Origin of the sequence: Rhizobium sp. 862_C5_N1_2, from assembly GCF_051811205.1 — a bacterium.
GTDB lineage: Bacteria > Pseudomonadota > Alphaproteobacteria > Rhizobiales > Rhizobiaceae > Rhizobium > Rhizobium leguminosarum.
In genome coordinates, this window is the sequence record NZ_JBPWPT010000001.1 from 4,726,913 (window position 1) to 4,751,273 (window position 24,361).

Genomic DNA, 24,361 nt, shown 5'->3' on the forward strand with positions numbered 1-24,361 from the left:
ACGGCAGGAAGGAACTTATTAACCTTCCTTTTCTATCCCGGTAGGGTCGTAATTTGCAAAGCATGAGTGAGTAGCGGACGCATGCGTTTTCCCAGAACCAATTTGACGGATGCCGGAGATTTTTCCAGCGAGATTGAAACGGACCTTCCGGCGGAAAACCCAGGGGAGAAGCCGGCGGCACCCATCTGGCAGAGTAACTTTTCCCTCGCGCCGAATGTCCGTTTCACCCGCACGCCGGAAACGCTGATCAGCAGGCGGCGCGCGCCGAATGAGCCCGTTCGCGATGATTCGCAGATTGGACAGCAGGCGATACGGATAGAGCCGGTTGCCGTCGACGTGCCCTTCGATATCTATCTGCCAGAGCCGGACGAAATTTCCGTAGCACCGCATAGGGTCGAACTGCAGCCGTCACCTTTGCCTGACGAGCCCGGCGCGCCGGCTTTCCGCGCCAGCGCCGAGCTTTCCTCCATTTCGGATTTCGCCTTTTGGGAAGTCATGGCCTTCGAAGAGGCCGAGCCGGTTCGCGCACCGCCCTTGATATCGTTCCCGAAGACCGAGACCTCGCCCGAATCGATCACGTCGCTGTTCCGGATCATGGAATGGCGCCCCGGCCGGTCGGCCCCTGCTCCCGTCACCTCCCGCCCGGTCCCGCAGCCCGCTGCGATCTCCGCAAAGGTCGCTGTGCGCCCTCCGGCCGCCCCGTCCCTGGAAAGACCCAGGCGCATCGCTGTCGAGGCACCGGTCGCGCCCTTACCTCAGGCGGCGCCAACCTCTCAGGTCGCGCCAGCCCCTCAAATCGCAGCAGCCCCTCAGGCAGCACCAGCGCCGCAGCGCACGCCGCCTGTCGCCGCGGTCCTGCCGTCGCCGCGCCTGGCCGCGAGGCCCGAAAGGATCGACGCATCCGGCTATCAATTCCCGCCGCGTGCCCTGTTGCAGGAGCCGCCGGAACGCCTCGGCGAGATCATGTCGCAAGAGACGCTGGAGCAGAATGCCGGGCTTCTGGAAAGCGTGCTGGAAGATTTCGGCATCAAGGGCGAAATCATCCATGTCCGACCCGGTCCTGTCGTCACCCTCTATGAATTCGAGCCGGCGCCGGGCGTGAAATCGTCGCGCGTCATCGGCCTTGCCGATGATATCGCCCGCTCGATGTCGGCGCTTTCGGCCCGCGTGGCCGTCGTCCCCGGCCGCAATGTCATCGGCATCGAATTGCCGAATGTGACACGTGAAACCGTCTATTTCCGCGAGATGATCGAAAGCCAGGATTTCGAGAAGAGCGGTTACAAGCTGGCGCTCGGCCTCGGCAAGACCATCGGCGGCGAGCCTGTCATCGCCGAGCTCGCCAAGATGCCGCATCTGCTCGTCGCCGGCACCACTGGTTCCGGCAAGTCGGTCGCCATCAACACGATGATCCTGTCACTGCTCTACCGCATGACGCCGGAACAGTGCCGCCTGATCATGGTCGATCCGAAGATGCTTGAGCTTTCCGTCTATGACGGCATCCCGCATCTGCTGACGCCCGTCGTCACCGATCCGAAGAAGGCGGTCATGGCGCTGAAATGGGCCGTGCGCGAAATGGAGGAGCGCTATCGCAAGATGTCGCGCCTCGGCGTGCGCAATATCGATGGCTATAACGACCGCATGGCACAGGCCCGCGAAAAGGGCGAGACCATCCACGTCATGGTCCAGGTCGGCTTCGACAAGGGCACCGGTGTTCCGATCGAGGAAAGCCAGGCGCTGGACCTGACGCCGATGCCTTATATCGTCGTCATCGTCGACGAGATGGCCGACCTGATGATGGTCGCCGGCAAGGACATCGAAGGGGCAATCCAGCGCCTCGCCCAGATGGCCCGCGCCGCCGGCATCCATCTGATCATGGCGACACAGCGTCCGTCGGTCGACGTCATCACCGGCACGATCAAGGCAAACTTCCCGACCCGCATCTCCTTCCAGGTGACCTCGAAGATCGACAGCCGCACCATTCTCGGCGAACAGGGCGCCGAGCAGCTGCTCGGTCAGGGAGATATGCTGCATATGCAGGGCGGCGGGCGGATTTCCCGCGTCCACGGTCCTTTCGTCTCGGATGTGGAAGTGGAAAAGGTTGTCGCCCATCTGAAAACCCAGGGCCGCCCGGAATATCTCGACACCGTCACCGCCGACGAGGAGGAAGAGACGGAAGAGGAAGAAGCCGGCGCCGTCTTCGACAAGAGCGCCATGGCCTCGGAAGATGGGAACGAACTCTACGAGCAGGCGGTCAAAGTCGTCATGCGCGACAAGAAGTGCTCGACGTCCTACATCCAACGCCGCCTCGGCATCGGCTACAACCGCGCTGCTTCATTGGTGGAACGCATGGAAAAGGAAGGTCTCGTCGGCCCAGCCAACCACGTCGGCAAGCGCGAGATCGTATCGGGACGGGGTGACGGCGATTAATCGGGCGCGGAGTGCGACTGCGCACTCCACGTCCTCAAGTCTGCCAACCGCAGCGTCTCGCTGACGAACGTGGTTTTTCCGGCGGTGTAAAAATCCCAATCGCCACCTGCCTCTGCGGCCAGCCGGCGTTTCAGCTCGGCATAAGCCTTGGCTCTCTCGGGGTGAACCCTGAGATAATCGCGAAACAGAATGCGGTCCCGATGTCCGCGATTGTCGGGTCCGCAAAGATAGAGCCTGAAGCCATAAGCTTGATGATCACGGGTGAAAGCCCATCGTTGCTCTCCGGTATCGCCGTGGAAGACGAAATCGGCAGCGCGCACCACCTCGATCGCTGTCGGCAGGAACTCGTCGGATATCATCACGGCATCAAGGTCGATCTTCGGCTTGGCCGCCAATCCAGGCACTGATGTGCTGCCGAAATGATCGATGGAAAGCAGGCGGTCACCGAGCAGGATCGAGATCTCGGTGCTGATCTCAGCAAACAGCAGTGGCCAAGAGGGATCGTAGTCGACCACTTTGATGGCGCGCATGCCTTTTCCCTCGAGCTTGGTCAGTGTGCCTTGGTCAGCAATCCGTCCAGGATCTCGATCATCTTCTGCTCGGCCTCTTCGAGCGAGCCGCTATTGTCGAGCTCCACCACGTCATATTCGCCGCGCACCGTCAGCGGTCCGCGGGCGAGCCGGGCCATGATGTCCTCATGCGTCTCGCGTCCGCGCGCCTCCAGCCGGCCGGCGAGCACCTCGGGGCGGGCGGTGACGTTGATGACTTTCAGGCGCGGGAAGGCGGCCTGGAAGCGGTGAAGCGCCGAGCGCGAGCCGTTGGCGACAACGACATGTCCTCTCGACAGCGCCACCGAGACCTCGGCGGGAATACCGTATTTCAGGCCGTGCGCTTCCCACCAGACGGCGAAGGAGCCTGATTGCTCCATGGCGGCAAACCCTTGGAGGGAGACGGAAAGATGGTCCTCGCCGCCGGCATCGCGGTGGCGGGTGATGACGCGGCGGACGAAATGCACGTTCTCACGGCCGGCAAAACGCCGGGCGGCGAGGTTCATCAGCGTGTCCTTGCCAGCACCGCTCGGACCGACGACAACGACCATGATGCCGCGCTCGGCACCGGCTCCTGCGTGGGGTTCGTGCGGCATCATGCGACACGGCGTCCCTGGCGCCAGACGGAGCGTGTCACCGGCACGCCGTGCGAACGATGGACGCGGACAAGATCGGCGCGCAGCCCGGTTGCGATCCGGCCGCGATCGTCGAAGCTGACGGTGCGGGCGGGCGTCGACGTCACCATGGCGATCGCCTTCGGTAGGCTGATGCTCTCCACCTCGTCGGCGAGGATGAAGGGCGCATGCAGCAGGCTGAGCGGTACGTAGTCGGAGGAAAGCACGTCGAGCACGCCCATCTCGGCAAGGTCGCGGGCGGCGATATTGCCGGAATGCGACTTGCCCCGCACGATGTTCGGCGCGCCCATCAGCACGCTCATGCCGTGCTCGTGCGACGCCCGGGCGGCGTCGAAACTGGTCGGGAACTCGGCCAGGCGCACACCGTTGTCAATTGCCTCGTCGACATGCGAGAGCGTCGCGTCATCATGGCTTGCCACGGTGATGCCGCGCTCGGCGCAGACCTTGGCGATGGCATTGCGATGCGGCGTCGAATTGCGCGCCGATTCTGCCTGACGCTTGGCAACGAAACGGGCGAACGCCTCGTCGCTCAGGCCCCGCTTCTTCTGGTAGTAGAAGATATATTGGTCCATCGTCTGGAATTGCCGCTGGCCGGGTGCATGATCCATCAGCGAGACGAGCCGCACATGCCGGTCGTTTTCGAAATCGCCGAAGTGTTCGAGCACGTTGTCGGCCGAGACCTCGCAGCGCAGGTGGATGAGGTGCTCGGCGCGCAGCCTGCCTTCCTTCTCCGCCGATTGGATGGCGTCCGCCATCTCGCGCATCTCGCCATGTTCGAAGCCGCCGTCCTCGTCCGCACCCATGCGCAGGCAGTCGAACACCGTGGTGATGCCTGACGTGACGATCTGGGCGTCATGCGCTTGAACTGCGGCGGTCTTGTTCCAGCGAATGCCGGGACGCGGTTGATAATGGCCTTCGAGATGATCGGTGTGCAGCTCGACGAGGCCTGGAATGACGTAGTCGCCTTCGAAATCTTCGCCGGCTACCGAGTTGCCCTCGGAGATGTCGGCAATCTTGCCGTCGCGGATGAGGATCGAGCCTGAGAGGATGTCATCCTCGAGAACGATGCGGGCGTTGGAAAACACGGTCTCTTTGCTCATGTCGTCAGGTCTTTCAGCTTTTGGCGCCGGCAAGCGGCAGCCAGGAATGAACTTTGAACGGCGCACCGCGCGTCTCCTCGATGAAGACGGCAAGGCCGGAAATCGAAAGCGGCCGGCCGATGAAATCGGCAAAACGCTCTGTCAGGATCGCTTTCATCACCTGAGCACGTGTCTCTGGCACTTGGCCGCTCAGCGTCATGTGAAAGCCGAAATCCTCCATGACGTAAGGATAACCCCAGCGCTGCAGATGGGCGCGCTGGCTGTCGCTGAGCTTCTCCGGATTGCGCCGCGCCATATCGGCCTCGGAAAGCGCTGCCCGGAACGGTTCGAAGGACCTTACCACCTTCGCGGCGAAATCCTGAAGAGGTTGGTGAAGTGAACCGGGAACGAGAGCAAAAAAACGGCCGAGCTGGCCGAGCACGAGCTCAGGAATCTCGAAGGCTTGCGTGCGCTGGGCAAAATCCTCGGCAACGGTCATGAGATCCTCCTCGGTGACCGAGGAGGCGAGGGAAAAGGGCGCCTTGATCGTGGCGTGAAAGCCGTAGCGGCGCGGGTCGGCAGTCAGCTCGAACTGTTCTGCCGCCCCCAGTTGCTCATATTCCGGTGCAGGGTAGGTCTCGCCGGTGAAAGCATTGCGGCCGAGCCAAAGCGAGGCCGCGCCGGTCAGGGGATCATCCTTCGGCGGCGAGAAATAGAGAGCGTAGCGCAAGGCGTTTATCCTGGAGATCGTCCAAACGGGGAGGGCACTGTGCAGTGATTTGGCGGCGAACCGCAAGCAGGCTCCCGGCTAAAAGATTTCCGTGACAGAATGATGATGGCGGCAGCGCCGCCACTGCTTTGATGGATGGGTCAGTGGGCTTTCGTGCCCATCAGCCGGTGGCGCAGCGCGTTCGAGGCGGTGTCGAAAATGAAGATGACGATCAGGATCAGAATGACCATGTAGGCGACGTTTTCCCAGTTGGCGTTGGTGCGCATGGCCTCCCACAGCTTGAGGCCGATGCCGCCGGCGCCGACAGCGCCGATAATGGTCGCGCCGCGCACGTTCGATTCCCATTGGTAGAGCGTCTGGCTGACGAAGACGGGAACGATCTGCGGCATAATGCCATAACGATGAACGAGCACGGTCTGAGCGCCTGTTGATTTGATGCCTTCCCGCGGCTTGTTGTCGATATTCTCGAGTCCTTCGGAATAGAGCTTGCCGAGCGTGCCGGTCTCGGTGAGGAAGATCGCACCGCTGCCGGCGAGCGGGCCGGGGCCGAAGGCGCGCGTCAGGAACAGCGCCCAGATCAGCATATCGACCGAGCGCAAGAAATCGAAGAAGCGCTTCAGGATCTGGTTCAGCAGGCGGTTCGGCGTGATGTTGCGCGCTGCCAGGAAGGCGAGCGGAAAGGCGGTAAGTGAGCCGAGCAGCGTCCCGAGGAACGCCATGACGATCGTCTGGAAAAGCTTGGTCCAGACGTCGCCGTGCTGCCATTCGCTGTTGTTCCAGATATCGTCGAAGGCGAGCGACAGGTTGGATTGGTTGGGCTTGATGCGCGGACCGGAGACGATGAGGCTGACGACCTCGCCGACCGGCTTGTCGAAGAAGGATGATTGCGTGTCGAAGATGAAATTCGCCCAACCGATGAAACGTTTGCGGATCTTCACCCGGTCGACTGAGATGCTGACATTGCCGGCAAAGCCGAGATCCGCCAGCACGTTGTCATCATAGACTGTCATCCAGCCGGGTACCGGTCCGACGACTTTCGGCGCACCGCTCGAAACTTCCACCGGGACGCTGATGCCATGCGCGGTGACGATCGTCTCGCTCTTCGAGACGGTGACGCTGCCGCTGGTGCCGCTGATCGAGACGGTGATGCTGCCGTCGGGATTGTTGACCAGCCAGTCCGGATGCGGATTGTCGCCAAGCGGCGAGAAGCGCGGATAACGGATGTCGATCAAGCCGTCATCCCCAATGCGGAATTCCGGCTGAACGTCGTAGCTCACCCATTGGCTGAGATAGATGCCGATGCGCTCCCAATGGGCTTCGGCAAAAAGCTTGGGCAGGTCGAAGAACCAGACGGCATAGAGGCTGTAGAGCAGTGTCGCGATGAGGATCATCAGCCCGCCGAAACGCTGGCGGAACGACCGGTGGAAATAATCCGGATAGCGCGTTTCTATCTCATGCATGCGGTTTGCGTCGATCACCGTCATGGCGGCCTCAATGTTGCAGGAGGAAGGCGTGCTCGCCGACGAGGCGGCGGCGCAGCCATGCGGAGAACTGGTCGACGGCGACGATCGTCACGAACAGCAGCAGAACGAGCGCCACCGTCTTGGCGCCGAAGCCGCGCGAAATCGAAAGCTTCAGCTCCTCGCCGATGCCGCCGCCGCCGACGGCGCCGATGATGGTCGAGGCGCGCACGTTGATCTCAAGGCGCAGCAGCGCATAGGAGGTGAAATTCGGCAGCACTTGCGGCAGGGCGGCAAAGCGCACGCGTTCCCACCAGTTGGCGCCCACGGCTTTCATGCCCTCGTGAGGCTTCATGTCGATATTTTCGGCCACTTCGTAGAAGAGTTTGCCGAGCGCGCCGATCGTGTGCAGGGTGATGGCGATGATGGCGGCGACCGGCCCGATCGACAGGATCGCCGAAAACAGCCCGGCTATGACGATTTCAGGGAAGGCGCGCAGGAACTCCATCAGCCGCTTGGTGAAGATGCGCAACGGCCATGAATTCGTCAGGTTGCGCGCGGCAAAGAAGCTCAATGGGACGGCTAAGACGAAGGCGATGATCGTCGAGATCAGCGCGACGTTGATGGTGACGATCATCAGCTCGAAATATTCGGGAATGTAGAAGGCGCCCCAGATATACACGCGGCCTCTGTCGAAATTGAATTCCTCGCCGCCCTTGTCGTTGACGCTCGCTATATCAAACAGCGCGCGCCAGACGTCGTGCCAATCCCTGGGGATGAGCCAGCTCAGAAAGTCGAAGAGATGCGGCAGACGGTCGAAGAAATGGCCGGCATTGCTCTCGTCGGCGAAGCGGACGGAGCTGACGAAAGCCGCAATCAGGATAACTAGGCCGAGGACGGTATAGAAGCGGCGCTTGGCGACCATCCGGTCCCAGGCGGTGCCGATCTCCTTGGTGCTCTGCATCTGCGGCTGTGTATCGGCAATAGTCATCAACGCCTCGCCTACTTCATAATTCTATCCTCAAATCGGAATCGATTTGAGGATAGAATTACGCAGCAATTCAAAGTGCTACAGCGTCCTTTGCGCGTCTAAGACGCGCGGCGCCGTAGTCAAAAGATAGAGGGCGGCCGTTGCCGGCCGCCCTCATTCGAAACGGCTCGATCAGCCCCCGATGGCAGCTTTGCGGACTTCAACGACAGCGTTGTAGAAGTCGTGCTTGACGGGCGAGTAGCCCTTGTAATCGCCGCCTTCGACAGCGGCGAAGCACTTGTGATCCTTCTCCGGCAGAGCCGTGAAGAAGGCTGCAAGCTTCGTCTGCCACTCTTCGCCGAGAGCATTGCGAACGACGAGCGGGCCGTTCGGGATCAGCGGCGAACGCCATACTTCGACCAGCTTGTTCGGATCGACGGCGCCCTTGTCGACTTCCTTGCGGAAGGTACCGGAGGTGTAGCCGTCCTTGAAGTCGCCGATGCCCGAGCTATCGTCGACGGCAATGTCGACCTTGCCGTCATAGGCAGCGAGAAGGTTGTTCTCGTGACCGCCGTTGAACTGGGTCGAGGCGAAGAACTTGTCGTTCGGCATGCCCGTGTCCTTCGGGATCTGCGTCAGCGGAACGAGGTAGCCGGACGTGGAATCCGGATCGGCGTAGCCGAGCTTCTTGCCCTTGGCGTCCTTGATGGACTTGATGCCGGAGGACTTCAGAGCAAGGCCGATCGAGTAATAACCCGTCGAGCCGTCCTTCTGCTGCGTCGTCAGGATCGGCGTGACAGCCTTCGAATCCTTGATGTAGACGGCGGCGTAGCCGGAGGCGCCGAGTTCGGCGAAGTCGAGCGTGCCACCGAGCAGGCCCTGGATCACGCCGTCATAGTCGGCGGCCGGGAAGAGCGAAACCTTCTCGAAGCCGAATTCCTGCTTCAGATGGTCGGCAAGGCAGGCATAGTTGCGCAGGCGGTCGGTTTCGTTTTCGCCGCCGAGGATGCCGATGCGGAATTCCTTGAGGTCTGCAGCGTGGGCAGCGCCGGCGAGCGCGAAGAGCGCCGTTGCCGCAAAGAGTGCTTTCTTCAACATGTTCTCTCCTATTGACCGGTGTCCCCGGCCTTCCCGTTACGAAGAAGTGTGCCCTTGACGCGGGCGCTCGATCGCGGCTGCCTCTCTCAGAGGCCGGCCAGCGCCAGCGCCAGCGGCTGTGTGCCGGCGGATTGATGGTCTGCCCACTCGGGGGCGATATTGATCGATGTCGAGGTCACCGTTTCGTCGATGCCGGCGCCGTCCTTGTCCGTCCCGTAGATTTCCTTCACCGCTTCCGCGGTCAGCTCCGAGGGCTTGCCGTCGAAGACGACGCGGCCGCCGGCCATGCCGACGATGCGCTCACAATAGTTGCGGGCGGTGTCGAGCGTGTGAAGGTTGGTGACGACGGTGATGCCCTCGCGCTCGTTGATATCGCGCAGCGCATCCATGACGATCTTGGCGTTCAGCGGATCGAGCGAGGCGATCGGCTCGTCGGCGAGAACCATCTTCGGGTTCTGCATCAGAGCGCGGGCAATCGCCACGCGCTGCTGCTGGCCGCCGGAAAGCGTGCCGGCTGCCTGCAGCGCCGTCTGCTCGATGCCGAGGCGTTCGAGAGCCGCGATGGCATGCACGCGTTCCTCGCGAGTGAAGATGTTGAGCAGGCTCATAAGCGTCGAGCGATGATTGAGGCGGCCAAGCATGACATTGGTGAGGACGTCGAGGCGCGGCACCAGGTTGAACTGCTGGAAGATCATCGCGCAGTCGCGCTGCCAGTTGCGCAACGCCTGGCCGCGAAGCCCGGAGACCTCGACGCCGGCGAAATGAATGGAGCCGGAGCTCGGCTCCTGAAGGCGGTTGATCATGCGCAGCAGCGTCGACTTGCCGGCGCCGGAGCGGCCGATAATGCCGACCATCTGGCCCTGAGGAATGGCGAGCGTGACGGAATCGACGGCGAGCTTTTTTCCGAAACGACGTGTGACATTCTTCAGCTCGAACATCATGCTCTTCCCTTGCGATTCAGGCCTTGGTCAGCATCGCATTAGTCCCGCTTGATGAACCTCACATGTCATATTTGTGTAAGTCCTGTCACAATTCTCCGCCCCTATATCGGGGGTTTAACCGCCGTAACGGGATAGGAAATCTTCCGCGCTCAGGTTGCGGAAATCGGAGAGCGCCTGGCGTAGCCGGTCGTGCTCCCAGTCCCACCAGGAAAGCCTGTCCATCCGTTCGCCGACCTCTCTCGGAAAGCGCTCGCGGATGAGCTTTGCCGGCACGCCGCCGACGATCGCATAGGGCGCGACGTCCTTCGAGACGACGGCGCCGGCTCCGATCACCGCGCCGTTGCCGACGTTGACGCCCGGCAGAATGGTCGCCCCGTGGCCGATCCAGACGTCGTTGCCGATCGTCACGCGGTTTGCGCGCCGCCAGGCGAAGAAGTCCGTCTCCATGTCGCCGTCCGGCCAGTAGTCGGCGGCGCGATAGGTGAAATGATGCAGCGTCGCGCGCCAGGTCGGATGGTTGGTGGCGTTGATACGCACGGCGGCGGCGATATTGACGAACTTGCCGATCGTCGCACACCAGACGGACCCGTCCTGCATGATGTAGGAATAGTCGCCGAACGTGGCCTCGCTGATGCGGCAGCGTTCAGAGACCTCCGTATAGCGCCCGAAGGTGGAATCGCTGACGGACGCCGTCTCATGAAAATGGGGCTCGATATCCAGCTTGCGGCTCATGCAGCGATCTTTCTCGGTGAGAATTGCTGGACGTCGAGGATGCGGTCGGCGACGGCTTCGCGCACCTCTTCATCGTGGAAGATGCCGAGAAGGGCCACCCCCGCCTTCTTCTTTTCCGCGATCATGCCGACGACGACGGCACGGTTCCTGGCATCGAGTGAGGCTGTGGGTTCGTCGAGAAGCAGGATCGTATGCTCGGTGATGAAGCCGCGCGCGATGTTGACGCGTTGCTGCTCGCCGCCGGAGAAGGTGGCGGGCGGAAGCTGCCAGAGCGTTTCCGGCAGATTGAGCCTGGCAAGCAGGGCGCCCGCCTTTTCCCGCGCGGTGACGGCGTCCTCGCCGCGTGCCACCAGCGGTTCGGCAACCACGTCGATCGCCGCGACGCGCGGCACGGTGCGCAGGAACTGGCTGACATAGCCGAGCGTATCGCGGCGGACGTTGAGCACGGTGCGCGGATCGGCGGAGGCGAGATCGACGATGCGGTCATTGTGACGGATGAGGATCTGGCCGGTGTCGACGGCATAATTGCCGTAGATCATCTTGAGCAGCGAGCTCTTGCCGATGCCCGATGGGCCACCGAGCACGACGCATTCGCCCGATGCGACCGAGAAGGCGACATCGGAGACGACAGGTAGCTTGATGCCGTCGCGCAGATGCATGGTGAAGCTCTTCGAGACTTCGGAAACGACGAGGGGCGTTGCCATGATTTCTTCTTCCTTGGTTTAGGACCTCAGACCTGCAGGATCGAGGAGACGAGCAACTGCGTGTAGGGTTCGCGCGGATCGTCGAGCACGCGGTCGGTAAGCCCGTGTTCGATGACGTAGCCGTCCTTCATCACCATCATCCGGTGCGAGAGCAGGCGGGCGACGGCGAGATCGTGGGTGACGATGATGGCCGAGAGACCAAGATCGTTGACGAGGCCGCGGACCAGATCGAGCAGGCGCGCCTGCACCGAGACGTCGAGGCCGCCGGTCGGCTCGTCCATGAAGACGAGGCGCGGCCCGGTGACAAGGTTGCGGGCGATCTGCAGGCGCTGGCGCATGCCGCCGGAAAAGGCGCGCGGCTGATCGTCGATGCGGTCGGCGTCGATCTCGACGCGTTCGAGCCAGTCGATCGCCAAAGCGCGGATCTTGCCGTAGTGCCGGTCGCCGATCGCCATCAGCCGTTCGCCGACATTGGCGCCGGCCGACACCGTCATGCGCAGGCCATCCGCCGGATTCTGGTGCACGAAGCCCCAATCGGTGCGCATCAGGAAGCGCCGCTCGGCCTCGTTCATGCGGTAGAGGTCGCGGTAGCTGCCGTCGCGCATGTGATATTCGACGCTGCCGGTGCTCGGCAGCAGCCGGGTGGAGAGGCAGTTGAGCAGCGTCGTCTTGCCGGAGCCGGACTCGCCGACGATGGCAAGCACTTCGCCGGGCCAGAGCTCGAAGGAGACATCGCGGCAGCCGATGCGGTTGCCGTAGAATTTCGAAACGTCATGGACTTTGAGAAGCGGAGTATCGCTCATTCTGCAGCCTCCCGGGCCAGCATCTCGCCGGCATGTCCGTGCGCGCGGCGGTCTTCGCAATGATCGGTGTCGGAGCAGACGAACATCCGCCCGCCCTTGTCGTCGAGAACCACTTCGTCGAGATAGACATCCTCCGCACCGCAAAGGGCGCAGGGTTTATCGAAACGTTGGATATCGAAGGGATAGTCCTCGAAATCCAGGCTGACGACGTCGGTATAGGGCGGAACCGCATAGATGCGCTTCTCGCGTCCGGCGCCGAAGAGCTGCAGCGCGTCCGACATGTGCATCTTCGGATTGTCGAATTTCGGCGTCGGCGACGGGTCCATGACATAGCGGCCGTGGACCTTCACCGGATACGCGTAAGTCCGCGAGATGCGGCCGTTATGGGCGATATCCTCGTAGAGCTTCACATGCATGAGACCGTATTCTTCGAGCGCGTGCATCTTGCGCGTCTCGGTCTCGCGCGGCTCGAGGAAGCGCAGCGGCTCGGGGATCGGCACCTGGTAGACGAGCACCTGCCCGACCCCAAGCTTTTCTTCGGGAATGCGGTGGCGCGTCTGGATGATCGTCGCATCCTTGGTATGCGTCGTCACCGCGACATTGGCGACCTTCTGGAAGAAGGCGCGGATGGAAACGGCGTTGGTCGTATCGTCGGCACCCTGGTCGATGACCTTCAGCACGTCATCAGGTCCGATGATCGAGGCCGTCACCTGCACCCCGCCGGTGCCCCAGCCGTAGGGCATCGGCATTTCGCGCGAGGCGAAGGGCACCTGGTAGCCGGGAATGGCGATTGCCTTCAGGATGGCCCGGCGGATCATCCGTTTGGTCTGTTCGTCGAGATAGGCGAAGTTGTAGCTGGCCAGATCGGTCATTCGGCGGCTTCCTTCATGTCTTCGCCACCGTTGCGGGTGGCTTCGAATTCGCGGCGCATGCGGCGGACGAGATCGAGTTCGGCCTGGAAATCCACATAATGCGGAAGCTTCAGGTGCTCGACGAAGCCCGTCGCCTGGACGTTGTCGGAGTGCGAGATGACGAATTCCTCGTCCTGTGCCGGCGCGGTGATATCCTCGCCGAGCTCTTCGGCGCGAAGCGCCCGGTCGACCAGCGACATCGCCATCGCCTTGCGCTCGCTCTGGCCGAAGACCAGGCCGTAGCCGCGGGTGAATTGCGGCGGCGCCTTGGCCGAACCCTTGAACTGGTTGACCATCTGGCATTCGGTGATCTGGATCGTGCCGAGCGAGACGGCGAAACCGAGTTCCGGCACGTCGAATTCCACCTCGACGTCGCCGATGCGGATTTCACCGGTGAAGGGGTGGTTGCGGCCGTAGCCGCGCTGGGTGGAATAACCGAGCGCCAGCAGGAAGCCCTCGTCGCCACGGGCAAGCGCCTGTAGGCGCAGATCGCGGGTCATCGGGAATTCCATCGGCTCGCGGGTCAGATCGCCGATCTCATGATCTTCCGGCATGTCGCCGTCGGCCTCGATCAGGCCCTCTTCGCCGAGGATTTCGGAGACGCGCATGACGCGGCCGGTCTCGGCTGCACGCTGAGCGGGCGTCTCGACTGCCTCGTCCGAAAGCAGTGTGGGATCGAGCAGCCGGTGGGTATAGTCGAAGGTCGGGCCGAGGAGCTGGCCGCCCGGCAGATCCTTGTAGGTCGCCGAGATGCGGCGTTCGATCGTCATATCAGCCGTGTCGAGCGGCCTGGAATAGCCGAAACGCGGTAGCGTCGTGCGGTAGGCGCGCAGCAGGAAGATCGCCTCGATCATATCGCCGCGTGATTGGCGGATGGCAAGTGCTGCGAGCGTGCGGTCGAAAAGCGAGGCCTCGGCCATGACGCGATCGACGGCGAGCGCCAGCTGCGCCACGATCTGTTCGATGCCGATCGCCGGCAGCGAACGGTCGCCGCGGCGGCGGTCGGCCAGCAGGCGGTGGGCATTGGCGATGGCGGCCTCGCCACCCTTGACGGCAACATACATGAGCTCAGATCTCCGTTGCTGTGATCTTGGTGGTGCGCGGCAGACAGAGGAAACGCCTGCCCGCCGTCAGCACGATGTCGACGCCGCGCGGAAAGAGCGCACGGTTCTCGGTCCAGAGCCGCAGGAAGGTCTCCGGCAGGCCGATGGGCGCGATCTCCGTCACGCTCTGGATGCCCGGACCCATCAGGGCCAGCCTGCGGCCGCCCTCGAGTTCGGCGAGTTCGATGACAACAGTCGTCGAGCGGTCGGGATATTCCTGCGTGCCTGATGCAAAGAGGCCGAAGGAGGAAAGTGCGGTGCCGGCCTCGGTGAAGGCAAAACGCGCCTCGGCCTTTTCGGTGGTCAACGGCGCGCCGGTATGGAAGCCGAGCCATTCCGGCACGGCGGATTTCACCAGTCCATGGGAAAGCCAGACGGGCGTGTCGTGGTCGCAAAGCGTCAGCGCGATCGTGCCGGCGGCGATGCCGAGCGGTGCCGGCGGAGCGACATCGGGCTGAACGGTCTGGATCGTGCCGGGGCGGGCCATGCCGTCCATCAGCATCTTGAAGACGCTCTGGGCATGGAAGACCGGCTCGGCAAAGCCGCCGGTCAGAGCTTCTGTCTTCAGGCCCATCAGTTGTCTCCCCGCACCATGGTGAAGAAATCGACGCGTGTCGCCGCCGTCTCGTCCGTCTTGCGGCGTTCGGCATCGGCGATCCGTTCGGCGATCGGCAAAAGCAGTGCCTGTTCGACAAAATCCTTCGTCGCGTCCTCCTGCCAGAGCGCGTCGAAGATCGCCGCAAGCTGGGCCTTCTCGCGGTCGGTGCCGAGCGCCTGCGCATGGCCGACCGAGCCGGTGTCGAGCCGGACGGTGGCCCGCGTCACGGTCACTTCGCCCAGATTGAAGGGAGCGCCGCCGCCGCCTATGCGTCCGCGCACCATCACCAGCCCGGTCTCCGGTCCGCGCACCCGATGGGCCACAGGCTTTTGCGGCAGCGCATCGAAGACCGCCGTGAGTTCGCTGCGTTCCGCACGCGCCAGCAGATCGGCGGCGCGTTTGCGCCCGGATGCCGTCTGTGACGCAGCGTCTTTCCTGTCCGCTGGTATCATCGCCGCTTCCCTTAAAATGTCTATTGATATAGACAACCATACAAGATACATTTAGCTCTAAATCGATGTCGTGACAAGCGTGTGACATCTACAGCGCCGCGCGTCTTTTCAGACGCGCAAAGGACGCTGTAGCACTTTGAATTGCTGCATAATTCGATCCTGAAATCGGGATCGTTTTCAGGATCGAATTATGCAGAAGGCGAGAAATGGCGGGCAGGGGTGGAATGGCGGGATTGAAGCAGGTGCAAAGGCAAACCGGCGTGGCGCTGTGGCGCCAGATCGCCGATCGGATTCGCGAGGCGATCAGCAACGGAGCCTATGACGAAACGGGAATGGTACCGCCGGAAACCATGTTGGCGGTGCAATTCGGCGTCAACCGGCATACGGTGCGCAGTGCGCTGGCGGCACTGGCGCAGGAGGGGATCGTCCGTGCGGTACAAGGTCGCGGCACGCTGATCGAACGCAAGGAGCGGCTGAATTTCCCGATCACAAGGCGCACGCGCTTTACCGCCGGCATTGGCGATCAGGCGCGTGAAATGCGCGGCCTTCTGCTCGATGAGGCGAAAGAGGAAGCGAATGCAGAGGTCGCCCGCTGGCTGGGCCTGAAGCAGGGTGAGCCAGTGATCCGCCTGGAAACATTGCGCCAGGCGGACAAGCGGCCGGTTTCAAGGGCGACGAGCTGGTTTCCGGCCGAACGCTTCGCCGGTATCGGCGAGGCGTACCGGGCGGGGGAATCGATCACCAAGGCTTTCGCCGAACTCGGCCTGCCGGATTATGTCCGGGCGACGACCGAGGTGACGGCCGCTCATGCGAGCGCAGCCGATATGGCCGATCTCGAACTCACTCCCGGTGCCATCCTTCTGATCGCCAAGGCAATGAATACCGATCTCGACGGTGTGCCGGTGCAATATTCGATCAGCCGTTTCGCGGCCGACCGGGTGCAGTTCACCATCGAGAACTGAGCGTCTTTCCCCGCCGAAGCGGGGAAAGATCAGCTGAGATCAATGCGCGCCCGACATGTCGCCGAGCACTTCCTTTGAAGCGACGGTGGAATCCGCCTTCAGCTTGTAGACCATCGGCACGCCGGTCGCGAGGTTGAGGGCGAGCACGCCTTCTTTGTTTAGCTTGTCGAGCACCATCACCAGCGAGCGCAGCGAATTGCCGTGTGCGGCCACCAGCACCTTCTCGCCCCTGAGCACGCGCGGCAGGATCTCGGTGAGGTAGTAGGGCCAGACGCGGGCGCCGGTGTCGCGCAGGCTTTCGCCGCCGGGAGGCGGCACGTCATAGGAACGGCGCCAGATGTGCACCTGTTCCTCGCCCCATTTGGCGCGGGCATCGTCCTTGTTGAGGCCGGAGAGATCGCCATAGTCGCGCTCGTTCAGCGCCTGGTCGCGGATCGTCTGGAGATCGGGCTGGCCGACCTTGTCGAGGATGAGTTTCAGCGTGTGCTGCGCACGCACCAGCACCGAGGTGTAGGCGACGTCGAATTTGATCCCGTATTCGGCAAGTGCCGTACCGCCGGCATTGGCTTCCTGGATGCCGAGCTCCGTCAGATCGGGATCCTTCCAGCCGGTGAAGAGATTCTTCAGGTTCCAGTCACTCTGGCCGTGGCGAACGAGGACGAGGGTACCGCTCATGAATATGCCTCCGTAGTATCGTTATGAGGAAGAAAGCCCGAGCACATCGAGCATGGAATAGAGACCCGGCTTCTTGTCGCGCGCCCAGAGCGCCGCCTTGATGGCGCCGCGCGCAAAGATCGAGCGGTCGGCCGCGCTGTGCGACAAGGTGACGATTTCGCCTTCTCCGGCGAAAAGCACGGAATGCTCGCCGATGACGGAGCCGCCGCGCAGCGTCGCAAAACCGATGGTGCCGGCTTCGCGGGCGCCGGTATGGCCGTCGCGCACCCGGACCGACTTCGAGGCCAGATCGATGCCGCGCCCCTTTGCCGCGGCCTCGCCGAAGAGAAGGGCGGTGCCGGAAGGCGCATCCACCTTGTGCTTGTGGTGCATTTCCAGGATCTCGATATCCCAGTCATCAGGGTCGAGCGCCCGCGCTGCCTGCTCTGCCAGCACGCTGAGCAGATTGACCCCGAGGCTCATATTGCCTGATTTGACGATGCGGGCATGGCGGGCTGCCGCGGCGATCCTGGCGTTGTCATCGGGTAAACAGCCCGTCGTTCCAACGATATGGACGATGCGAGCCTGCGCGGCGAGGCCTGAGAATTCCACTGTTGCAGCGGGCGAGGTGAAGTCGAGCACGCCTTCGGCATCGAGAAAGGCGTTGAGCGGATCGTCGCCGATGATGACGCCGGTCGGGCCGAGACCGGCGATCTCGCCGGCATCCTTGCCGACGAAGGGCGAACCGGCGCGCTCGACCGCGGCATGCAGCGTCACGCCGTCGATGGAATGGATGAGCCGGACTAGCGTCTGCCCCATGCGTCCTGCTGCGCCAACCACCACCAGTTTCATCGCAGCATCGCTCATGTCAGTCTCACCAGGTCAGTATGAATCGGAGGCCGAGGGCCTCTGCAGGTTGTTGAGGCGAGCGTAAAGACCGTCGCTGACCTTCGCAAGCGTCTCATGATTGCCTTCCTCGACGACGCGGCCCTGCTGCATGACGACGATCTTGTCGGCGCGCACCACGGTCGAGAGCCGATGGGCGATGACGACGACGGTGCGTCCGGTCATCGCTTCGTCGAGCGCCTTCTGCACGGCGGCTTCGGATTCGGTGTCGAGGGCGGAGGTCGCCTCGTCGAGAAGCAGGATCGGCGCGTTGCGCACCAGGGCGCGTGCGATCGACAGGCGCTGGCGCTGGCCGCCCGAAAGCGTCACGCCGTTTTCGCCGACCGGCGTCTCGTAACCCTGCGGCTGTGCCGAGATGAAATCATGCGCATAGGCAAGCCTGGCCGCCTCTTCCACTTCGGCATCGGTCGCCTCCGGCCGGCCATAGCGGATATTGTCGCGGATCGTGCCCTCGAACAGGTAGGGTTGCTGCGAGACATAGGCGAGTTGCTGGCGCAGCGACTTCTTGGTGATGTGGGCGATGTCCTGCCCGTCGATCAGAATTTCGCCTTCGCGCGGATCGTAGAAACGCGGAATGAGGCTGATGACGGTGGATTTGCCGGCACCCGAGGGACCGACCAGTGCGGTGGTCGACCCGCCCTCGGCGATGAAGCTCACGCCGCTGAGCACGCTTTCGTTGCCATAGGCGAAGGAAACGTTGCGGAATTCGATCCTCGCCTGCGTCACGGTCAGCGGCCGGGCATCTGGCAGGTCGCGCTGGCGCGGCTCCATGTCGAGCAACTCGTAGATCATCCGCGCGTTGACGACGGCGCGCTCCATCTGCACCTGCAGGCGGGCAAGCCGTCGAGCCGGGTCATAGGCAAGCAGCAGCGCGGTCACGAAGGAGAAAAAGGCGCCGGGTGGCACATTAAAGTAGATCGAGCGGTAGGCGGCATAGGCAAGCACGCTGGCGACGGCAAAGCCCGCGAAACTTTCCGTCAGCGGAGACGTGCGCTCGGAAAGCCGGGCAATCCGGTTCGCCCGGCTTTCGGCGCCCTTGATGAGTTTGTTGACCTTGCGCTCCAGTTCTTCTTCCATCGTGAAGGCCTTCACGATGGCGATGCCCTGGATCGTCTCCTGCATCGCGCCGAGCACGTGGCTGTTCAGATGCACGGCCTCGCGGGTCGCCGAGCGCAGCCGCTTCGAAACATAGCGCAGCGCGTAAAGCAGCGGCGGCGCCATGATGAACACGGCAAGGCTGAGCAGCGGATCCTGCAGGATCATCACGGCGAGCAGCGATACGAAGGTCAGCAGATCGCGCACCGTCGAGGTGATTGTCAGGTTGAGCACGTCGCGGATGCCGCTGACGTTCTGGCTCACCTGCGCGGCGATATGGGCCGAGCGCGCTTCGCTGAAGAAGCCGACCGAAAGCGTCATCAGATGCGCATAGAGCCGGCGCTGGTAGCGGGCGACGATATCGTTGCCGACCCTGGAAAGCGCCACCGCCTGGCCGTAGCTCGCAAAACCGCGCAGCACGAAGGCGATGAAGATCGAAAGACAGATGATCCAGACGACGTCGGCGCGCCGATTGGCGAAGGCCTCGTCGATGATCGCCCGCATGATCCAGGCGGTAAACGCCGTCGAAAGCGCCACCACGATGAGGCAGGCAATCGCAAAGACATAGCCCCAGAGATGGTCGCGGCCGTTTTCAGCGATGATGCGCTTCAGGATACCGGTTACGGTATCGCTGCTGACGCTCTGCGTTCTGCTTTCCGCCGCTTCCAAATAGGATTTCCTGTCTCGGACCAAGCGCCTCGCGAGGGCGACACGCACTTTTGCCGGGGTCTATAAAGAGTTGGGACCGGTTTGGCTAGAGCGCCGCGCGTCCGGATAGGACGCGCCAGGGACGCTCTATTTACTTTGCGCGCCGGGCTAGCGTCGCCAGCGGCGGCCTTCCGTCGAGACGCCGAAATTCGCCGGCATGCGCGCATAGGAGGAAAGCCCGGCAAGCGCTGCTAAGGGATGCGTCACCACATAGGTCGGGATGGTCCGGAGCAATGCCGTATGCGGCGCCTTGTCCTCGAAGGCGATGCGGAATTCCGGCTTTTTCAGCGCCGGGATGATTTTCTGCGAGATGCCGCCGGAGAGATAGACGCCGCCGCGCGCCATGAACACCATCGCCATGTCGCCCGCCACGCGGCCGAGATAGGTGGCAAACAGCGAGACGGTCTCTATGGCCGCCTTGTCGCTGCCGGCAAGCGCGTGAGAGGTGATATCGGCGGGATCCTTCATCGTCGGCTGGATGCCGTCGACAATGCAGATGGCATGATAGAGGTTGACGAGGCCGCGGCCGCAGAGGATCTGCTCGGCCGAAACCCGGCCTTCGATCGTCTCTATATGCGGAAAGATATCATAGTCGCGCTTGCTGCGCGGTCCGAGATCGACATGGCCGCCTTCGCCGGGAACCGGGATCCAGGTGTGCTGGGCATGCACGAGCCCGCCGACGCCGAGGCCGGTGCCGGGTCCGAGCACGACGCGGGAGGCGATCATGTCGCCGGTAGCGTCGCCGATGCGTTCGCGGTTTTCATCCGAAAGAGCGGCGATTGCCAGCGCCTGCGCCTCGAAATCGTTGACGACGAGCACGTCCTCCATGCCGAGGCCCTCGATCATCGTCTTTGGCCGCACCACCCAGTCGCAATTGGTCAGCGGGATCTCGTCGTCGTTGATCGGGCCGGCGACGGCGAGGATCGCCGAACGCGGCTGCACGGCCGTCTTGTCGAGCACGCCTTTCTGGATCGCTTCGTCGATCGTGGCGAAATCCGCCGTGCGCACGTTCGGAAACTGCTTCGGCTCGGCATAGGCATCGGTCAGGATGGAGAAGCGGGCATTGGTGCCGCCGATATCGCCGATCAGGATCGGGAAAGGCAGCGGAGCGGTGCTGTTGTTCGGTTTTGGCATGGCCGGTTCCGTGCTGATCAGGCTTCGAGTGTGGGAAGAAGTTTTATAGCGGTCGCGTGGTTGAGCGCCATCGGAATATCATAGACGATCGCCAGCCGCATCAATGCCTTCACGTCGACATCGTGCGGCATTGGCGTCAAGGGGTCGACGAAGAAGATCAGGGCGTCGACCTCGCCGGTCGAAATCAGCGCGCCGATCTGCTGGTCGCCGCCGAGCGGCCCGCTTTTCAGCCTGGTGACGTCGAGATCGGGGGCGGCGTCGAGCACGCGTCCACCTGTCGTGCCGGTGGCGACGATCTTCCAGCGGGAGAGAATGTCCCTGTTGGCGCGGGCGAAATCCGCCATGTCATCCTTCTTCTGGTCATGCGCAATCAATGCAAGGCATTTGCCGCCGGCCATAAACCCCTCCGCCCGAGCAATTCAATCGATTTGATGGCTTCTATACCAAGAGTTTGCGATTTGAAAGACAACGCACCCCGGGCCTTACTCATTGTATCGCCGGCTTGTCGTTCGGAACCGGGCCGACATCGGGCAAAGCGCCGTCGGCGTCGGCGGCAGGCGCTGCTGCCGGCGCGGTGGTGAGCGCGCTTGCGGCGGAAGGTCCGCCATAGGTGGCGGCCTGTATCGAGACGGAAGCAGCATCGAGCACGGCGGCACAGGCCTTGGGCAGATCGGAAACCATCATCTCGCGCGGCGGCTTCGGCGGCTTGGCGCCGGGCTTCGGCGGCTTCGGCGGTGCCCAGGGCGCCGGCGTGAACCACCAGGCGAGCGACTTGTCACAGCCGTCGCCGGCGGCGACAGAGGCCTGCGGTGTGCAGCCCGCAGCACCGGGCGGGCACTTGATGCGGATGTGGAAATGCGAGTCATGGCCGTATTCCGGCCGGAGCTTGCCAAGATTGGTGCGGTCGCCCGTCCAGGTGTCGCACATCTTCTTCTTGATCGCCGGATTGACGAAAATACGCTCGACCTCGGGATAGCTTGCCGCCAGCATCAGCAGCCGCGCCCGCGATTGCGTCCATACCTTGGGGTCGACGGTCAGGAACTTGTCCTTTTGCAGCATGGTGGTGAAGGGTAGATTCTCGCGCTCCTCGGCCGTCATGCGGCGCGCGGGCATCGGCGTAAACCAGACGTCGGCATCGAGGCCAATCTGATGCGAGGCATGACCGTTGAACATCGGCCCGCCGCGCGGTTGCGCAATGTCGCCGACGAGAATGCCCGGCCAGCCGGCATATTTGACCCCGTCCTGCGAAAGACGTTCGAGTAGCGCGATCATCGCCGGATTGCCCCAGCGGCGATTGCGCGAAAGCCGCATCGCCTCCCAGGTCGGCCCGTCGGTCGGCAGCGCCACCGCACCCGTCATGCAGCCCTTCGCGTAAAAGCCGATCGGCTGCGCCGGTCCTTGCGTCGGCAGGCTGACGGCGCCGAACTGCCCCTTGGCGCTGCCCGGGCTCGGCGTCTTCTGCTCCGCGCCGACGTCGCCGGCGGCAAGGCTTGCGCCGATTGCGCCGGCAAGCGTCAGTTTGCTGATTGTCCTGAAAGCCTGAGCGAAGCCGAAAGCCATACTGTTCCCTTGAGCCGCTGCCGAAGTGATTTGCGATCGAATCTATCGTGAAAAGCGATTTTGGTGAATCGATGTTTTGGCCAGCCGCCATCGAGGGAGGCGGTGACGGATCGCCGCATGCTGTGAAGGCGGCCCGAAGAGGCGACACTCCGACACGGACCCGATGCTCGAAATTTCGCGCGCCCGGCAAAAACCAAACTCTCTCCTGTTTTTCGCCCGTATTTTTCGTATTGTCGAACCCATCAATAATCAGGGGAAAGCGTGAATGGCGGTTCTGTGGTCGAAGATCGGTTTGTTTCTGTCGCTTGCGGGTGCTTTGGCGCCGATGCAGGCAACGGGTCAGGACCAGCCCTTTCAGATCGGAAGCTCGGTCATCAGCGAGATGAAGTACAAGCCGGGCTTTACGCATTTCGACTACGTCAATCCCGATGCACCGAAAGGCGGAGACCTGCGCCTCTCCGCAAGCGGCGCCTTCGACACCTTCAACCCATTGCTTGCCAAAGGTCAGGCGGCGGTGGGCTTGACGCTCGTTTACGACACGCTGATGAAGCCCGCCGACGACGAGCTCCTCGTCTCCTACGGTCTGCTTGCCGAGGGACTGTCTTTTCCCGCAGACGTATCGAGCGCGACTTTCCGCCTGCGCAAGGAAGCGAAATGGGCGGATGGTCAGCCGGTAATACCCGAGGACGTCATCTTCAGTCTGGATAAGACGAAGGAATTAAACCCCCTCACGGCGAACTATTACCGCCACGTGGTGAAAGCCGAAAAGACCGGCGATCGCGACGTCACCTTCACCTTCGACGAAAAGAACAACCGGGAGCTCCCGAATATTCTCGGCCAGTTGGTGGTCGTGCCGAAACATTGGTGGGAGGGGCAGGGACCGGACGGCAAGCCACGCGATATCTCAAAGACGACGCTCGAGCCAGTGATGGGTTCGGGGCCTTACAAGATTGCTTCCTTCTCGCCCGGCGCGACAATCCGCTATGAATTACGTGACGACTACTGGGCGAAGGACCTCAATGTAAATGTCGGCCAGAACAATTTCCGCAACATCATCTACACCTATTTCGGTGATCGGGATGTCGAGTTCGAAGCGTTTCGCGCTGGTAATAGTGACTACTGGCAGGAGACAACGGCTGCCCGGTGGGCGACAGGGTATGATTTTCCCGCGGTGAAGGAAGGACGCGTCAAGAAGGAAGAGGTTGCTAACCCGCTACGCGCCACCGGTATCCTACAAGCGCTGGTGCCCAACATGCGTCGTGACCTGTTTAAGGACGAGCGAGTTCGCGAGGCCCTGAACTACGGCTTCGATTTCGAAGAGTTGAATCGCACCGTTGCCTTTAACAGTTACAAACGCATCGACAGTTATTTCTGGAATACCGAGCTCGCCTCCTCCGGCCTTCCACAGGGTAGAGAACTGGAAATTCTGCTGGGCATGAAGGATAAGGTTCCGCCCGAAGTCTTCACGACGCCCTATACCAATCCTGTCGGCGGCGATCCGCAGAAGAGTCGCGACAACCTCCGCAAGGCGATTGCACTGCTGAAAGAAGCCGGCTGGGAGCTCAAGGGCAACCGGATGGTCAATACCAAGACTGGCCAGCCGATGAGTTTCGAGATCCTGTTGTCGAGCCCCATGCTGGAGCGCTGGGCGGTGCCATATGCAAACAATCTCAGGAAAATCGGTATCGATGCGCGGGTGCGAACAGTCGACGCCTCGCAAGCTGTCAATCGCGAGCGCAGCTTCGACTTCGATATGATCTGGAATGTCTGGGCGGAGACCATGAATCCGGGCAACGAACAAGCCGACTATTGGGGATCCGGTTCGGTCAACCAACAGGGTTCTCGCAATTATGCCGGCATAGCCAACCCCGCCGTTGATGAGCTCATTCGCATGATCATCTTCGCGCCGAACCGCGATGAACAGGTCGCAGCGATCAAGGCGATGGACCGGGTCTTGCTTGCAAATCACTACGTCATCCCGCTGTTCTACCGTGATAGCTATAACATCACCTATTGGAACACGGTCACGCATCCGGCCGAGTTTCCGGCGTACAGCCTTGGCTTCCCTGATGCCTGGTGGTCCACCTCGGCAAAATGAGCGGGCTTGCAATGCAGGGGCCCTCGGCTCCAAATGGCGCGAGCGAATCACGA

General features: G+C 62.4%; 24 protein-coding genes. 3 read left to right on the forward strand and 21 right to left on the reverse strand.

Annotated features, from left to right (window positions below; translation table 11 throughout):
- Positions 1-81: 81 nt before the first annotated feature.
- Positions 82-2,427: a DNA translocase FtsK gene (locus ACD590_RS23165; RefSeq protein WP_439003413.1), complete on the forward strand. Its 2,346-nt coding sequence runs from the start codon at positions 82-84 to the stop codon at positions 2,425-2,427.
- On the opposite strand, the gene ACD590_RS23170 is transcribed toward ACD590_RS23165, so the two are convergent.
- The 15 genes from ACD590_RS23170 to phnG form a co-directional block, all read right to left on the reverse strand.
- Positions 2,424-2,957 carry a GrpB family protein gene (locus tag ACD590_RS23170; RefSeq protein ID WP_439003414.1) on the reverse strand — a complete coding sequence of 178 codons (534 nt, stop codon included), beginning with the start codon at positions 2,955-2,957 and terminating at the stop codon, positions 2,424-2,426. The genes ACD590_RS23165 and ACD590_RS23170 overlap by 4 nt on opposite strands.
- Before the next feature lie 20 nt (positions 2,958-2,977).
- Positions 2,978-3,574 carry a phosphonate metabolism protein/1,5-bisphosphokinase (PRPP-forming) PhnN gene (phnN, locus tag ACD590_RS23175; RefSeq protein WP_018244296.1) on the reverse strand — a complete coding sequence of 199 codons (597 nt, stop codon included), beginning with the start codon at positions 3,572-3,574 and terminating at the stop codon, positions 2,978-2,980.
- A complete protein-coding gene (locus ACD590_RS23180) occupies positions 3,571-4,710 on the reverse strand; it encodes an alpha-D-ribose 1-methylphosphonate 5-triphosphate diphosphatase (RefSeq protein ID WP_439003415.1) in 1,140 nt (379 codons plus the stop codon). The genes phnN and ACD590_RS23180 overlap by 4 nt, the downstream gene beginning before the upstream one ends.
- A gap of 13 nt (positions 4,711-4,723) precedes the next feature.
- Positions 4,724-5,419 (reverse strand): DUF1045 domain-containing protein, encoded by a 696-nt coding sequence (locus tag ACD590_RS23185; protein WP_113541782.1) that lies wholly within the window; start codon positions 5,417-5,419, stop codon positions 4,724-4,726.
- 140 nt (positions 5,420-5,559) lie between these two features.
- On the reverse strand, positions 5,560-6,903 hold the full coding sequence (gene phnE, locus ACD590_RS23190; RefSeq protein WP_439003416.1) for a phosphonate ABC transporter, permease protein PhnE: 1,344 nt from the start codon (positions 6,901-6,903) through the stop codon (positions 5,560-5,562).
- A gap of 7 nt (positions 6,904-6,910) precedes the next feature.
- Entirely contained in the window at positions 6,911-7,870 is a 960-nt protein-coding gene (phnE, locus tag ACD590_RS23195) for a phosphonate ABC transporter, permease protein PhnE (RefSeq protein ID WP_028731836.1), read from the reverse strand.
- A gap of 171 nt (positions 7,871-8,041) precedes the next feature.
- Positions 8,042-8,947: a phosphonate ABC transporter substrate-binding protein gene (phnD, locus tag ACD590_RS23200; RefSeq protein WP_028731835.1), complete on the reverse strand. Its 906-nt coding sequence runs from the start codon at positions 8,945-8,947 to the stop codon at positions 8,042-8,044.
- A gap of 86 nt (positions 8,948-9,033) precedes the next feature.
- Positions 9,034-9,885, reverse strand: a complete 852-nt coding sequence (phnC, locus tag ACD590_RS23205) for a phosphonate ABC transporter ATP-binding protein (protein ID WP_439003417.1) — start codon at positions 9,883-9,885, stop codon at positions 9,034-9,036.
- Between the two features lie 117 nt (positions 9,886-10,002).
- Positions 10,003-10,620, reverse strand: a complete 618-nt coding sequence (locus ACD590_RS23210) for a DapH/DapD/GlmU-related protein (RefSeq protein ID WP_439003418.1) — start codon at positions 10,618-10,620, stop codon at positions 10,003-10,005.
- On the reverse strand, positions 10,617-11,324 hold the full coding sequence (gene phnL, locus ACD590_RS23215) for a phosphonate C-P lyase system protein PhnL (RefSeq protein WP_026230920.1): 708 nt from the start codon (positions 11,322-11,324) through the stop codon (positions 10,617-10,619). Before phnL ends, ACD590_RS23210 begins: the two co-directional genes overlap by 4 nt.
- 26 nt (positions 11,325-11,350) lie before the next feature.
- On the reverse strand, positions 11,351-12,127 hold the full coding sequence (gene phnK / locus ACD590_RS23220; protein WP_028731831.1) for a phosphonate C-P lyase system protein PhnK: 777 nt from the start codon (positions 12,125-12,127) through the stop codon (positions 11,351-11,353).
- Positions 12,124-12,999 carry an alpha-D-ribose 1-methylphosphonate 5-phosphate C-P-lyase PhnJ gene (locus ACD590_RS23225; RefSeq protein WP_003544415.1) on the reverse strand — a complete coding sequence of 292 codons (876 nt, stop codon included), beginning with the start codon at positions 12,997-12,999 and terminating at the stop codon, positions 12,124-12,126. Before ACD590_RS23225 ends, phnK begins: the two co-directional genes overlap by 4 nt.
- Complete coding sequence (locus ACD590_RS23230; RefSeq protein ID WP_439003419.1) at positions 12,996-14,102, reverse strand: carbon-phosphorus lyase complex subunit PhnI; 1,107 nt, start codon at positions 14,100-14,102, stop codon at positions 12,996-12,998. Before ACD590_RS23230 ends, ACD590_RS23225 begins: the two co-directional genes overlap by 4 nt.
- Before the next feature lie 4 nt (positions 14,103-14,106).
- The gene (gene phnH, locus ACD590_RS23235) at positions 14,107-14,715 is read right to left on the reverse strand and encodes a phosphonate C-P lyase system protein PhnH (protein WP_439003420.1); all 609 of its coding nucleotides are present in this window, start codon (positions 14,713-14,715) and stop codon (positions 14,107-14,109) included.
- Positions 14,715-15,191: a phosphonate C-P lyase system protein PhnG gene (gene phnG, locus ACD590_RS23240; protein WP_439003421.1), complete on the reverse strand. Its 477-nt coding sequence runs from the start codon at positions 15,189-15,191 to the stop codon at positions 14,715-14,717. The genes phnH and phnG overlap by 1 nt, the downstream gene beginning before the upstream one ends.
- A gap of 224 nt (positions 15,192-15,415) precedes the next feature.
- Between phnG and phnF the strand changes: the two genes are divergently transcribed.
- Entirely contained in the window at positions 15,416-16,153 is a 738-nt protein-coding gene (phnF, locus tag ACD590_RS23245; RefSeq protein WP_065277014.1) for a phosphonate metabolism transcriptional regulator PhnF, read from the forward strand.
- A 39-nt stretch (positions 16,154-16,192) separates the two neighbouring features.
- Here phnF and ACD590_RS23250 read toward each other — a convergent pair whose 3' ends face one another.
- The 6 genes from ACD590_RS23250 to mepA form a co-directional block, all read right to left on the reverse strand.
- Positions 16,193-16,828 (reverse strand): 2,3-bisphosphoglycerate-dependent phosphoglycerate mutase, encoded by a 636-nt coding sequence (locus ACD590_RS23250; RefSeq protein WP_028731826.1) that lies wholly within the window; start codon positions 16,826-16,828, stop codon positions 16,193-16,195.
- Positions 16,829-16,849: 21 nt separating this feature from the next.
- Positions 16,850-17,674, reverse strand: coding sequence for a 4-hydroxy-tetrahydrodipicolinate reductase (gene dapB / locus ACD590_RS23255; RefSeq protein ID WP_439003422.1), 825 nt, complete (start codon positions 17,672-17,674; stop codon positions 16,850-16,852).
- A 15-nt stretch (positions 17,675-17,689) separates the two neighbouring features.
- Positions 17,690-19,477 carry an ABC transporter ATP-binding protein gene (locus ACD590_RS23260; RefSeq protein WP_018244312.1) on the reverse strand — a complete coding sequence of 596 codons (1,788 nt, stop codon included), beginning with the start codon at positions 19,475-19,477 and terminating at the stop codon, positions 17,690-17,692.
- A 147-nt stretch (positions 19,478-19,624) separates the two neighbouring features.
- Complete coding sequence (locus tag ACD590_RS23265; protein WP_439003423.1) at positions 19,625-20,650, reverse strand: glucokinase; 1,026 nt, start codon at positions 20,648-20,650, stop codon at positions 19,625-19,627.
- 17 nt (positions 20,651-20,667) lie between these two features.
- A complete protein-coding gene (locus ACD590_RS23270) occupies positions 20,668-21,048 on the reverse strand; it encodes a methylglyoxal synthase (protein ID WP_003583482.1) in 381 nt (126 codons plus the stop codon).
- Positions 21,049-21,136: 88 nt separating this feature from the next.
- Positions 21,137-22,210, reverse strand: a complete 1,074-nt coding sequence (gene mepA, locus ACD590_RS23275; protein ID WP_130718550.1) for a penicillin-insensitive murein endopeptidase — start codon at positions 22,208-22,210, stop codon at positions 21,137-21,139.
- Positions 22,211-22,475: 265 nt separating this feature from the next.
- On the opposite strand from mepA, the gene ACD590_RS23280 reads away from it, so the two are divergent.
- Positions 22,476-24,308: an extracellular solute-binding protein gene (locus tag ACD590_RS23280; protein WP_247265385.1), complete on the forward strand. Its 1,833-nt coding sequence runs from the start codon at positions 22,476-22,478 to the stop codon at positions 24,306-24,308.
- The last annotated feature ends 53 nt before the right edge of the window (positions 24,309-24,361 follow it).

What these genes read in the sequence shown, in the direction of transcription:
- ACD590_RS23165 (WP_439003413.1), top strand. Translation starts at nt 82, where the DNA reads ATGCGTTTTCCCAGAACCAATTTGACGGATGCCGGAGATTTTTCCAGC.
- ACD590_RS23170 (WP_439003414.1), bottom strand. Translation starts at nt 2,957, where the DNA reads ATGCGCGCCATCAAAGTGGTCGACTACGATCCCTCTTGGCCACTGCTG.
- phnN (WP_018244296.1), bottom strand. Translation starts at nt 3,574, where the DNA reads ATGATGCCGCACGAACCCCACGCAGGAGCCGGTGCCGAGCGCGGCATC.
- ACD590_RS23180 (WP_439003415.1), bottom strand. Translation starts at nt 4,710, where the DNA reads ATGAGCAAAGAGACCGTGTTTTCCAACGCCCGCATCGTTCTCGAGGAT.
- phnE (WP_439003416.1), bottom strand. Translation starts at nt 6,903, where the DNA reads ATGACGGTGATCGACGCAAACCGCATGCATGAGATAGAAACGCGCTAT.
- phnE (WP_028731836.1), bottom strand. Translation starts at nt 7,870, where the DNA reads ATGACTATTGCCGATACACAGCCGCAGATGCAGAGCACCAAGGAGATC.
- phnD (WP_028731835.1), bottom strand. Translation starts at nt 8,947, where the DNA reads ATGTTGAAGAAAGCACTCTTTGCGGCAACGGCGCTCTTCGCGCTCGCC.
- phnC (WP_439003417.1), bottom strand. Translation starts at nt 9,885, where the DNA reads ATGTTCGAGCTGAAGAATGTCACACGTCGTTTCGGAAAAAAGCTCGCC.
- ACD590_RS23210 (WP_439003418.1), bottom strand. Translation starts at nt 10,620, where the DNA reads ATGAGCCGCAAGCTGGATATCGAGCCCCATTTTCATGAGACGGCGTCC.
- phnL (WP_026230920.1), bottom strand. Translation starts at nt 11,324, where the DNA reads ATGGCAACGCCCCTCGTCGTTTCCGAAGTCTCGAAGAGCTTCACCATG.
- phnK (WP_028731831.1), bottom strand. Translation starts at nt 12,127, where the DNA reads ATGAGCGATACTCCGCTTCTCAAAGTCCATGACGTTTCGAAATTCTAC.
- ACD590_RS23225 (WP_003544415.1), bottom strand. Translation starts at nt 12,999, where the DNA reads ATGACCGATCTGGCCAGCTACAACTTCGCCTATCTCGACGAACAGACC.
- ACD590_RS23230 (WP_439003419.1), bottom strand. Translation starts at nt 14,102, where the DNA reads ATGTATGTTGCCGTCAAGGGTGGCGAGGCCGCCATCGCCAATGCCCAC.
- phnH (WP_439003420.1), bottom strand. Translation starts at nt 14,715, where the DNA reads ATGGGCCTGAAGACAGAAGCTCTGACCGGCGGCTTTGCCGAGCCGGTC.
- phnG (WP_439003421.1), bottom strand. Translation starts at nt 15,191, where the DNA reads ATGATACCAGCGGACAGGAAAGACGCTGCGTCACAGACGGCATCCGGG.
- phnF (WP_065277014.1), top strand. Translation starts at nt 15,416, where the DNA reads ATGGCGGGATTGAAGCAGGTGCAAAGGCAAACCGGCGTGGCGCTGTGG.
- ACD590_RS23250 (WP_028731826.1), bottom strand. Translation starts at nt 16,828, where the DNA reads ATGAGCGGTACCCTCGTCCTCGTTCGCCACGGCCAGAGTGACTGGAAC.
- dapB (WP_439003422.1), bottom strand. Translation starts at nt 17,674, where the DNA reads ATGAGCGATGCTGCGATGAAACTGGTGGTGGTTGGCGCAGCAGGACGC.
- ACD590_RS23265 (WP_439003423.1), bottom strand. Translation starts at nt 20,650, where the DNA reads ATGCCAAAACCGAACAACAGCACCGCTCCGCTGCCTTTCCCGATCCTG.
- ACD590_RS23270 (WP_003583482.1), bottom strand. Translation starts at nt 21,048, where the DNA reads ATGGCCGGCGGCAAATGCCTTGCATTGATTGCGCATGACCAGAAGAAG.
- mepA (WP_130718550.1), bottom strand. Translation starts at nt 22,210, where the DNA reads ATGGCTTTCGGCTTCGCTCAGGCTTTCAGGACAATCAGCAAACTGACG.
- ACD590_RS23280 (WP_247265385.1), top strand. Translation starts at nt 22,476, where the DNA reads ATGGCGGTTCTGTGGTCGAAGATCGGTTTGTTTCTGTCGCTTGCGGGT.